Source organism: Paenibacillus sp. N3.4 (assembly GCF_008017805.1).
Taxonomy (GTDB): domain Bacteria; phylum Bacillota; class Bacilli; order Paenibacillales; family NBRC-103111; genus Paenibacillus_E.
In genome coordinates this window covers 18,835-28,471 of sequence record NZ_VRTT01000087.1, presented here as the reverse complement: position 1 = coordinate 28,471, position 9,637 = coordinate 18,835, and the positions used below count along the sequence as shown (strand labels likewise).

7 protein-coding genes are annotated in these 9,637 nt (G+C 46.5%); all 7 read right to left on the bottom strand.

Features of this window, described 5'->3' with window-relative positions; genetic code table 11:
• Positions 1–328: 328 nt before the first annotated feature.
• Positions 329–2,623, bottom strand: coding sequence for an RNA polymerase recycling motor HelD (gene helD / locus FU659_RS29700; RefSeq protein ID WP_147950881.1), 2,295 nt, complete (start codon positions 2,621–2,623; stop codon positions 329–331).
• Positions 2,624–2,640: 17 nt separating this feature from the next.
• On the bottom strand, positions 2,641–3,612 hold the full coding sequence (locus FU659_RS29695) for an ABC transporter ATP-binding protein (protein ID WP_147950880.1): 972 nt from the start codon (positions 3,610–3,612) through the stop codon (positions 2,641–2,643).
• Positions 3,613–3,643: 31 nt separating this feature from the next.
• Positions 3,644–4,435 (bottom strand): ABC transporter permease, encoded by a 792-nt coding sequence (locus tag FU659_RS29690; protein WP_147950879.1) that lies wholly within the window; start codon positions 4,433–4,435, stop codon positions 3,644–3,646.
• The gene (locus tag FU659_RS29685; protein WP_147950878.1) at positions 4,432–5,208 is read right to left on the bottom strand and encodes an ABC transporter permease; all 777 of its coding nucleotides are present in this window, start codon (positions 5,206–5,208) and stop codon (positions 4,432–4,434) included. The genes FU659_RS29690 and FU659_RS29685 overlap by 4 nt, the downstream gene beginning before the upstream one ends.
• 221 nt (positions 5,209–5,429) lie before the next feature.
• A complete protein-coding gene (locus tag FU659_RS29680; RefSeq protein WP_261808137.1) occupies positions 5,430–7,415 on the bottom strand; it encodes an LTA synthase family protein in 1,986 nt (661 codons plus the stop codon).
• Positions 7,416–7,548: 133 nt separating this feature from the next.
• Positions 7,549–7,863, bottom strand: a complete 315-nt coding sequence (locus FU659_RS29675) for a c-type cytochrome (RefSeq protein ID WP_147950876.1) — start codon at positions 7,861–7,863, stop codon at positions 7,549–7,551.
• A 161-nt stretch (positions 7,864–8,024) separates the two neighbouring features.
• Positions 8,025–9,536 carry an arabinosylfuranosidase ArfA gene (arfA, locus tag FU659_RS29670; protein ID WP_147950875.1) on the bottom strand — a complete coding sequence of 504 codons (1,512 nt, stop codon included), beginning with the start codon at positions 9,534–9,536 and terminating at the stop codon, positions 8,025–8,027.
• Positions 9,537–9,637: the final 101 nt, after the last annotated feature.

The following is a 9,637-nucleotide window of genomic DNA, read 5'->3' as shown; positions in this document are numbered from 1 at the left end:
TTCCGTAACGCGGAAAAACAGCTTTACAGCTCAATATACCGCACGTTCTCTCTTTTTCTTTCTCTGTAAGCACATTTTTTCGTGCTTACAGCGTCGCTGACCGGCCATTTGCCCTCTGTAACGCGGAAAAACGGCTTTACAGCTCAACATATCATCCGTTCTACATTCCGAAAACTTATGCTTACTATCAGGTTGAAAAAAAGAGACTGCATCCCATAAACCGGATGCAGTCTCTTAATTAACTATAATGTGTGGTTAGCATTAAAAGCTGTTCACTGCCGCAGCATCGATCCTATGTTTTGCAAGGCTGATGAGGACGGACACCTGTCTATGGAGCAGGCAGGAATGGTGTCAATCGGCCTACATAACAGACATCCAGATGATGGAGGGCACGGGTACATGCTGTGTAAAAGAGTTTGCGCTCCTTGGCTTCGGCATAAACGGCCTCGCCAGCATCGTAAAGGATGACGGCGTCGAATTCTAACCCTTTGGCCAGATACGCCGGCAAAATCATCACGCCTGCCTCATAGTGCAGCGTTTCCTTGGTGATGCGCGTTAATCCAGGCAGCAGCGCCTTAAGATCCTTATAGGCGTGCCGCGTCTCGCGCTCGGTTTTGCAAATAATCGCGACGGAGCTTGCCCCATCGTCACGGCGCCTTGCTGCAGCTTCAGCTACTAGGCGATGAAGCTCAGTTTCATTCGCCGCGCGGATCGTGCGCGGCGCCTCGCCGCTGCGGCTGAGTGGCTCGATCGGCTCGCCATTCGGCAGCACGCTGCTTGCGAAATCGACGATTTCGCGCGTCGAGCGATAGCTCTTGACGAGACGAATCGTCTCCGTCTCTTCTTCTTTCATCAGCTCGCTAATGGAGGCATACTCGCTCGTTTGCGAGTCGTCATCCGTACTCACATTGGCGTGGGTGAATATCCCTTGATTCCAATCGCCCAACAATGTAAAGCGGGCACGCGGAAACAGCTTCTTCAAATAGGCATAATGGAACGGCGAGTAATCCTGCGCTTCATCGACCAGACAATAACGGATCGTACTTACCCGTAATTGTCCCTCTATCAGACCTTTTAAGTAAACAAGCGGCGTCGCATCCTCATAAAGCAGTGTCCCTTGGGCAAGTGCATCAGCTGTGAAGGAGCTTATCGTGTCCCAAGATGCAGGTACGATTTGCCCAGCTTTGTGCGTCAATTCCTGGTGCAGCTCTTTATTCATATACAGATTCTGATACATCCCGAGCACATCCACATAAGCTAGCTTCCGCACCTTCTCTTTAAGCGGAGCAATGGCTTTGTGAGCCTTGGCTTTGCTCATTCGTTTCATTTCCGGTTCAGAGCCTAGATACTTGGGTTCCCTTACCATTTTACGATAGAATCTTTTCTGGACATCCACTTGGATCTCATCCAACTGTCCCATAATCCAATCAGATAGATTCTCCATACGTTCTCCAAGCGCCAATATGGAAGATTTACTATAAAACCGCTCATAGAGGTCAGCAGCTGTGATCAGGACCTTCTTCCCTACAGATAAGTCAAGGAAATGGAGGCCGCCGTTTTTCAGCTTCTCCCCGTAAACATCAATCACTCGGAGAAATGCCTCGGAGGTCTTGTAATGAATACTTTGTAAACGAGCGGAATAGGCAGGATCTTGTTCTGTGCCCGTCAGGATAAATTCCAGCTGATCATAAGGGTCTTCGAGCGTAAGACCGGAATCGCTCAGCTTGTGCGTTAAATAATCTTGAAAGGTTGTCTGCTGCATCGTCGCTTCGCCAAGCTCGGGAAGAACATGAGAGACGTAATCGCTGAACAATGAGTTCGGCGAGAACAGGATCATATTGTCGGCGCTGAGCGTCGTCCGGTATTTATAGAGCAAATAAGCAATGCGCTGCAGAGCAACAGAGGTCTTGCCGCTGCCGGCCGCGCCTTGCACGACAAGCACTTTATGACGATCATCACGGATGATCTGATTCTGCTCGCGCTGGATCGTCGTAACGATACTGTGCATTTTTTCATCGGCGCTGCGGCTCAGCATCTGCTGAAGCATCTCGTCGCCGATGCTGATGCCGGTATCGAACACATCCTGCAGCACACCGGCCTTGATGATGTATTGCCGCTTGAGCATCAGTTCACCGCTGACGTCCATCTCGGGTGTACGGTATGTCGCTGGCCCCGGTGGATAATCGTAAAACAAGCTGGCAATCGGTGCACGCCAATCATAAATAAGAATCTCATCGGTCTTCGCATCGATGAAAGAGGTCAAGCCGATATAGATCTTCTCGCGCTCCTGCTCTCCCTTTTCCTTAAAGTCAATACGGCTGAAATATGGCGCATCCACAACACGCTGCAGCTTGCGCAGCGCATCTTGCGCCAGGCGGTAGCTGCGCTCCTGGCCCTGAAGGACATGCTCCTGCTGAGCCATACTTGCAGCCGTCTCAATCAAATCATCATCATTGTCTGCATTCACGGAGATATCATCCCAGAATGCGCGTCCGATTGCGGTAGCTTCTGATCGACGTTCATCCACCGTCTGACCCAATTCTATGATTCGTTGCTGGATATTCGCACGTACAGAGGCAACGCGCTGCTCTTCCTTCTCGCGTTCTTTATTCTCAATAGGCATGATGCTCTCTCCCCTAACTATTTATATATGCCGTGAATAACCTCTTCGAATTCAGGCTCTTCCATATGTACATCGTCCATATCGCCCCAACTGCTGACGACTCGAAGTACATCCATCGCCTTCAGTTCCTGACGGTTACATGCAATGGTAAGCATACTTGCTTCCCGTTGTACGATACGAAACGGAAGCTCCCAGCTCTCCGGCACTTGAATATCCCCACGGTAAGCTACTTTCATCATCGTGGGCAAGCCAATCCGCTCACGCAGTTCATCGATCGAGCCGTCGTAGCCGATTTGCCCATGATTAATGACGATCACCCGTTTGCATAACTGCTCAATATCATCCATGTCATGGGTAGTCAGCAAAATGGTTTTACCAAAATCACGATTTAATGACTGAAGGAAACCTCGAATATTCCGCTTAGCCACAACATCCAGACCAATCGTCGGTTCATCCAGGAATAAAATATCCGGATTATGCAGCATGGAGGCTGCCAAATCAGCCCGCATTCGCTGACCTAGCGATAATTTACGAACAGGTACATCCATCAGCTCTTTAAGCTCCAGAAGCTCAGACAACTCACCTAACCTGCGACGTGCTGAGCCTTCATCCACACGATACATCGCGGCAAGGATTTCATAGGAATCTTTGACCGGTAAATCCCACCAAAGCTGGCTTCGCTGGCCGAAAACAACGCCAAGTTGGTTTACAACCCGTCTACGATGCTTCTGTGGACTATATCCATTAATCAGCACCTCACCAGAGGTAGGGTGAAGGATGCCGGTGAGCATTTTGATGGTTGTCGACTTTCCTGCGCCATTAGGTCCAATATACCCGACGAACTCCCCAGATTCAATCTCGAAGCTCACATCACGTACGGCTTCCTTCTCTTTGTAGGCTCTCGAGAACAACGTTCGAATACCCGCGAACCTGCCATCTTGGACAAGAGGTGTTTGAAATGTTTTACGTAATTTCGTTACAGTGATCATATAATCCCTCCTTCTTGAACACAACATCCGATCAACTTCCGGTACTTTGATAGCGAGTTAATCCTAGTTTCCAGTAACGCATAGCCAACCAGAGAGCGACACATGCAACGGCCATTGTACCAAGCAGCATGCCCATACCCCCTTGGTGCCTCAGGACATATAACGCAGGAATGTAATTAACAAAGCCCACCGGAATGAGCACTAACAACGTACCTTGCAGCCATTTGGGATACAAAGAGAGCGGATACCGCGATGCGGTTTGAGATGCGTCCTCAGTTAAATTTTGCAGGGATTCAATGCGTGTTAGCCAAAAGCCTGCGGCTGCTGTAGCCAGTCCAATAGCAAACAAAATAACAGCACCGGTTAAGATGATTAACCCTGTTAAAGGTATGGCCGACCAGCCAATTTGCCCATTAGCCATCAAAGCCTTCATCACAATAACAAGCAGTAAAATACCTTGGCCGATTTCAGCAAATAACACGCGACTATTCTGAGTCATGAGTGCAAGTAAAACGGGAATCGGTCTTGTAAGAAGCGCATCGAGATCTCCAGATACCAGATATTTCTCTAAATGATGAACATCGGAAGCCAGTGTACGATAAATCGCTTTGGATATCATCATGACGCCATACAAATAGCAAACCTCATACAACGTCCAGCCCTTGATATTTCCGAAGCGCATCATAACTAGCGCAACCATTAGAAATTCCGAAATATGAATAAAAGAAGCCATCGCTGTTGAGAAAAAGAAATTGAATTTATACTGCATCCGGCTTCGCAGGCTCGCTTTAATCAGCAGCATGTATAGCTTAACCAACATCATCCGCCCTGCACCTCCAGCTTTCTGCGTACCCCTGCCGTGACTGCCAAACAGACACAAGTAAACCCGATGCTCCATAGAAGAGCGCCGAGCACAACAGTTCCTTGTTCTAGCTGCATGTAAATGCGAGTCGGGTAATAGAGTAAATAAGGATATGGTGTGTACTGACTGATCGTGCGAAGCCAATTTGGCAGCCATTCCAAGGGGATGAAAAAACCGGAAAGCAGCATGCTGAACGAATAATTCAACCAATATAACCAACGAGATTCCGTTGTCCATAAAGCCGCAACGCCAATTAAATAATTCGTACAAAGTGAAATGTAGGCCGCTAAGACCAGCGCAAAGGCGGTCCAGCCATAAACAGAAGCTTGTTTCGGGAGCTGTAAGGAGAAAATGAAGATGTAGAGGACATAAATCGGAATAAATTTATAAAGAAATTGATAAAGAATCTGGCCCCATTCCCGGCTCATGGCCTGATAAAATAAGTGAACGGGCCGCATGAGATCAACAGCGATTTGACCAGTACGAACCGACTGTTCCAGCCCGAGTCCATTCGTCGTAAATTGTGTGATCCACAGAATCGCTTGGTTAAAAGCTATATAGCCTACAATTCCTTGAGCGCCGTAATCTCCGAGTGACGCATCTGTACCCAAGCCAGTCCAAATGCTTGCGTAAATGAAGCCAAACACAGCGCTCACTCCATTATGCAGCATATGAGAGCCGCGATACTGCAAGTTTCTGGCATAAGCCTTGCGTGCCAAAACCGCAAAAAGCATGAAACACCTCCAACGTTTTTTCGTTCAAAAAAACAAGTTTTTAGATGCAGCCGCCGTATAGAGACAGAATTATATATTACCAAAATTACTCTGCCGTTGGCAATCATTATTTGCGATTGGTGGAACAGGGTTTCATCCATACAAAAGAGCTATCCCATTAACTGACTTGGGATAGCTCTTTTGATTTCTCGCGTTTAAGCTTGCGATAGTGTAAGAGTGTCTTACTCTACGCTTGCAGGCTTTGCAGCTGGTGTAACGGTGCTTTCTCCCGCTGCACGCTCAGTAGGTTCATCATTTCCGAATTCTTCATTATAGGTAGCTTGAGCTGTCTTCGTTAAATAGTCATGGTCAACATACTCAGCTAAATACTGCTTGCCAAAAAGCATGTCATACTGCACATTCCGGTAGTCCCCGATTATCGCTTTGGCCGGTTCCGGTGCCGTGGCGTACATTTGTTGGTAATTATCCACGACAAGGTTGCTCAATAGCCCAGGCACTTGTGCAGCCACTTCACCATTCAACGCGAAATTCGCCGGCTTCTCCATATGCAGCATATCTAAGACGTGTGCACCGAGAAAAGAATCACTGAGAAGCGGAATATCCTGCTTCGGCATGTCAAAGTTCGACCAAGTTACAAGCGGAACGCTATGCATTTTCTTAATTTCATCCAACGACCATTGGTTCGTATTACCGGATTTAATAAAGCCTGCTTCTTGATACACTTGGTAGTCAAAGCCTAACATGGGCAAATGATCACCATAGAAGACGATCATGGTCGGCTCATCTGAGTTCTCAAAGTGATCGATTAGCATTTGCAAGCTTTGATCGGCATCATGCGCGCCTTGTGTGTAGGTTTCCAAGATGGATTTAGCCTGAGGTGTCAAATTCCCCTCAACCTTGAATTGATTTTCGCCGTACCGCGGATCGTCGTAAGGTCCATGATTTTGCATGGTCACGGTGTAGATAAACATGGGATCTTCCGTTTTATCTACTTCATCGATAATCGTTCTGGATACCTCAGCGTCGGAAATAAAGTATCCTTTCGTCTCCGGATTCACAAAATTCTCACTGCTTTTAAAGGAATCGAAGCCGAGTTGTTTGTATACGTTATTGCGGTTCCAGAACCAACCTTCATACGAATGGATCCCCATGCTTTTGTACCCTTGACCTGTAAAATAACTCGCCAAGCTAGGCACCGGCTTACTAATATACTGTTGATAGGGAATGGATCCGCCCGGAAGGAAACTCATGGAGTTGCCCGTTAGCACCTCGAATTCCACATTACTCGTACCGCCTCCGAATTGCGGAGAAAGCAGGTAGCCTGATGTCGATTCTTTTTGAAGACGATGTATTGTTGGCAGCGGGTCACTGCTAAAAGTCACATTCGTAAGCAGCGTAGGGTCCCAGAAAGCCTCATTCATAATAAAAATGACATTAGGCTTCTTCCCGTTTAATGGGACTGAAGCCTTGGAGGCTTTGGGTGCTGTTGGGCTCTTCATCGTGGCCTGCTGGATATTAGCTGCAACTGCAGCTATGGATTGGTCACTGTAGCTTTCCGGTTTTTGCACAATAGAATTTTTGACATTCAAGGTAAATGCCAAGACCGTTCCATTATTCGTATAGTTCTCATGCTGATTCCAAACGATTTCGTTTACCCCATAATGGTCCAAAATTTTCCCGGCGAGCGGTGTTTTAACCCCAAATGCATACAAGGCATAAAATGAAAACAGCGCCACGCCAATCCGAGCAATAATAGGCAGGGTTACACGAGGAATCACCCATCTTAATGCAAGTACGAGAATCACAATAATGAGCACAGCAGCAATTCGAATAAGTGCCGGTTTGCCCGTTACAAGTGAAGCAATATTCATACTCTCTTTATTCAGCAAAATATCCCAAGGGAAGAATGGCTCCCCAATCATTTTCACCTTCATATAAGAAATAAGCGCCATGATGCCAAGCACTAAGGTAGAGATCGATCCTGAAATTGCCAGTGATCCTACTACGGCATAAATGAAAGCTAACAAACAAAAAGATAATCCGACATTTAATAAGAAAAACGATTGATTAGAAGTTATCCATTGGATAGTTTCGTGTAAATTACCACGCTCTAGGAATTCCATGCCGGTGATAGAAATGAACGGTAAGCCAATCATAAATAATAGTAACGAAATCGTTGCTCCCAGACGATTTGGTCTTATCTTCACAGGAAGACGTTTCCGGGGCTTCAAATTCAAGTGCATCTTACATCACTCTCCTCTAGCTTCCCATTATAAAGTCCAATTGTGAAGAAATTATGTAGGCAACCTTAAAATAAGCTTAGTCCTCCACCTATTCCCTTTATTTCATACCCTCAAGCCATACGGCCAACGCCTTCAATTCTTCCTCCTTCAAAGCGACTTGGAACGGCGGCATCCCGCCACCACCCTTTTGAATGCGCTTAATGAGTTGATCTTCATCCAAGCGTTCACCCACTTTTTGGATATTAGGACCTTGTCCGCCTTGTAATTGATTTCCATGACAAGAGATGCAAAAATTTTTATAAATCGTAGGAGCATCTGCTTTCACCGCAGCGGGCTGATCTTCATTTTGTTTGCTTCCGCAAGCTGTCAAGCCGAGAACCAGAAAAAGTAGAACCAGAAACTTAACTTGCATGAGCCGGAGCTCCCTTCACCTGTTTCCTTTCATCATAACAGAGCCTAGATTCAAAAATAAAGCGATATACGATTATCCGAAGTGAGATATGAACAAAATAAGACATAGCAGGAGTTGTTTACTTTCTCCCTGCCATGTCCTATGAATGAGAGTCTCAGCCTCTATTGAAGCTTTAAACGAATAACGTTCCAAGATGCCTTGCCAAGTGTCGCTTGTATCTGACCATTGCCAGTCACTACCGCATTACCACCTGTATGAGGCTTCACTCGATCCTGTGCATCCATGGTATTCGCTGCTTTAAGGTCATCGTTCTCCAGCACGATATGCTCAATGATTCGACTATTGCCAAAGCTGCGAAGATCCAGTTCAAGCGGGAGCTGTTCCTGCAAATGACGATTGACTGCAAAAATAGTTACTTCCGCTTTCTCTTCCTGATGAACAGCAACAGCTTCCAAATAAGGTACATCCGTGTAGTCCTTAGCATCATATTTCGGTGATTTGATTAAAGGCACAAGCACTGTTCCTCGGCCAAACTCACTCGTATGCATATAAGGATAGTAAATCGTTTGTTTCCACGCAGCACCGCCGTTCGCCGTCATAATCGGCGCAATAACGTTGACTAGCTGTGCCATGCAGGCCATTTTCACACGATCGGCACGTTTCAGCATAGAAATTAGCATACAACCGACAAGCAAAGCATCTTCGTGATTATAAATGTCTTCCAGCTGCGGCGGCGCTATGGACCAAGGCTCGATTCGGCGGTCAGAGTCGTTAGAATGGTACCATACGTTCCATTCGTCAAAGGACAAGTTAATCTTCTTCTTACCGCGTTTCTTGGCTTGCACATAATCGCATGTCGAAATGACCGTATGGATGAATTGGTCCATTCCCAGAGATTGGGCCAGGAAGTTAGCGGAATCCTGATCGCGGTTGCCATAATATTGATGAAGTGACATGTAGTCAATGTGATCATAGGTATGATCAAGAACCGTAGCTTCCCAATCCGGAAAGGTTGGCATCGTCAAAGCTGAACTTCCGCAAGCGACTAACTCAATCGTAGGATCAACCCATTTCATTACTTTTGCGCTTTCACAAGCAACGCGGCCATATTCCACTGCTGTTTTACCGCCGATTTGCCAAGGTCCGTCCATCTCATTGCCGAGACACCAGGTTTTGATGTTATGAGGGGCTTGATATCCATGTGCAATCCGCAAATCGCTCCAATAGGTGCCTCCCTTAATATTCGAATATTCGATGATATCTCTGGCCTCATCCGGTCCACGAGTCCCCAGGTTAACAGCCATCATCGCATCTGTGTTCGCCTTGCGGCACCAATCCATGAATTCGTTGAGTCCAATCAAATTAGGTTCAATCGTACGCCATGCCAGATCCAGCCGTCTCTTGCGCTCGGCAAGAGGTCCTATGCCATCCTCCCAATGATAGCCCGATACGAAATTACCCCCAGGGTAACGCACGATCGGCACATCTAACCCTTTCACTAGCTCCAATACATCGGTGCGAAAACCTTGTTCATCCGCAGTAGGGTGCCCGGGTTCATAGATCCCGCCATAAACAGCCCGACCCAGATGTTCAATAAAAGAACCATATATTCGTGCATCTACTTCTCCGACCTTAAAATCCTTGTCGACAATCATGCTGGCTTTCATAGACATCACTTTCACTCCTTAATTAATAAAATTATAAATCGATTAATAAAAATATTATCCTAATAAGCCCATTAAACAATATTACCTTAAAAATTTCAAGCTTTTCA